We start from the raw sequence: 1,682 nt of genomic DNA on the forward strand, positions 1-1,682 counted from the left end.
TTTGGTTAAGTCCTCGATCGATTAGTATCAGTCAGCTACACATGTCGCCACGCTTCCACCTCTGACCTATCAACCTGATCATCTTTCAGGGATCTTACTAGCTTGCGCTATGGGAAATCTCATCTTGAGGGGGGCTTCATGCTTAGATGCTTTCAGCACTTATCCCGTCCACACATAGCTACCCAGCGATGCCTTTGGCAAGACAACTGGTACACCAGCGGTGTGTCCATCCCGGTCCTCTCGTACTAAGGACAGCTCCTCTCAAATTTCCTACGCCCACGACGGATAGGGACCGAACTGTCTCACGACGTTCTGAACCCAGCTCGCGTACCGCTTTAATGGGCGAACAGCCCAACCCTTGGGACCGACTACAGCCCCAGGATGCGATGAGCCGACATCGAGGTGCCAAACCTCCCCGTCGATGTGGACTCTTGGGGGAGATAAGCCTGTTATCCCCGGGGTAGCTTTTATCCGTTGAGCGATGGCCCTTCCATGCGGAACCACCGGATCACTAAGCCCGACTTTCGTCCCTGCTCGACTTGTAGGTCTCGCAGTCAAGCTCCCTTGTGCCTTTACACTCTACGAATGATTTCCAACCATTCTGAGGGAACCTTTGGGCGCCTCCGTTACATTTTAGGAGGCGACCGCCCCAGTCAAACTGCCCACCTGACACTGTCTCCCGGCCCGATCAGGGCCGCGGGTTAGAATTTCAATACAGCCAGGGTAGTATCCCACCGACGCCTCCACCGAAGCTAGCGCTCCGGCTTCTCAGGCTCCTACCTATCCTGTACAAGCTGTACCAAAATTCAATATCAGGCTACAGTAAAGCTCCACGGGGTCTTTCCGTCCTGTCGCGGGTAACCTGCATCTTCACAGGTACTATAATTTCACCGAGTCTCTCGTTGAGACAGTGCCCAGATCGTTACGCCTTTCGTGCGGGTCGGAACTTACCCGACAAGGAATTTCGCTACCTTAGGACCGTTATAGTTACGGCCGCCGTTTACTGGGGCTTCGATTCAGAGCTTCTCCCAAAGGATAACCCCTCCTCTTAACCTTCCAGCACCGGGCAGGCGTCAGCCCCTATACTTCGCCTTGCGGCTTCGCAGAGACCTGTGTTTTTGCTAAACAGTCGCCTGGGCCTATTCACTGCGGCTCTCTCGGGCTATACACCCTACCAGAGCACCCCTTCTCCCGAAGTTACGGGGTCATTTTGCCGAGTTCCTTAACGAGAGTTCTCTCGATCACCTTAGGATTCTCTCCTCGCCTACCTGTGTCGGTTTGCGGTACGGGCACCTCCCGCCTCGCTAGAGGCTTTTCTTGGCAGTGTGGAATCAGGAACTTCGGTACTATAATTCCCTCGTCATCACAGCTCAGCCTTTATGATGAGCGGATTTGCCTACTCATCAGCCTAACTGCTTGAACGCGCATATCCAGCAGCGCGCTTACCCTATCCTACTGCGTCCCCCCATTACTCAAACGGCGGGGAGGTGGTACAGGAATATCAACCTGTTGGCCATCGCCTACGCTTTTCAGCCTCGGCTTAGGTCCCGACTAACCCTGAGCGGACGAGCCTTCCTCAGGAAACCTTAGGCATTCGGTGGACAAGATTCTCACTTGTCTTTCGCTACTCATACCGGCATTCTCACTTCTAAGCGCTCCACCAGTCCTTACGGTCTGACTTC

Annotated in this window: 1 rRNA gene; it reads right to left on the bottom strand. The window is 54.2% G+C overall.

Features of this window, described 5'->3' with window-relative positions:
- Nucleotide 1: 1 nt before the first annotated feature.
- Nucleotides 2-1,682: ribosomal RNA gene (locus tag ACRPLY_RS26730) — 23S ribosomal RNA — on the bottom strand; the annotation flags it as partial.

Origin of the sequence: Priestia sp. TGN 0903, from assembly GCF_050846855.1 — a bacterium.
GTDB classification, from domain to species: domain Bacteria; phylum Bacillota; class Bacilli; order Bacillales; family Bacillaceae_H; genus Priestia; species Priestia zanthoxyli.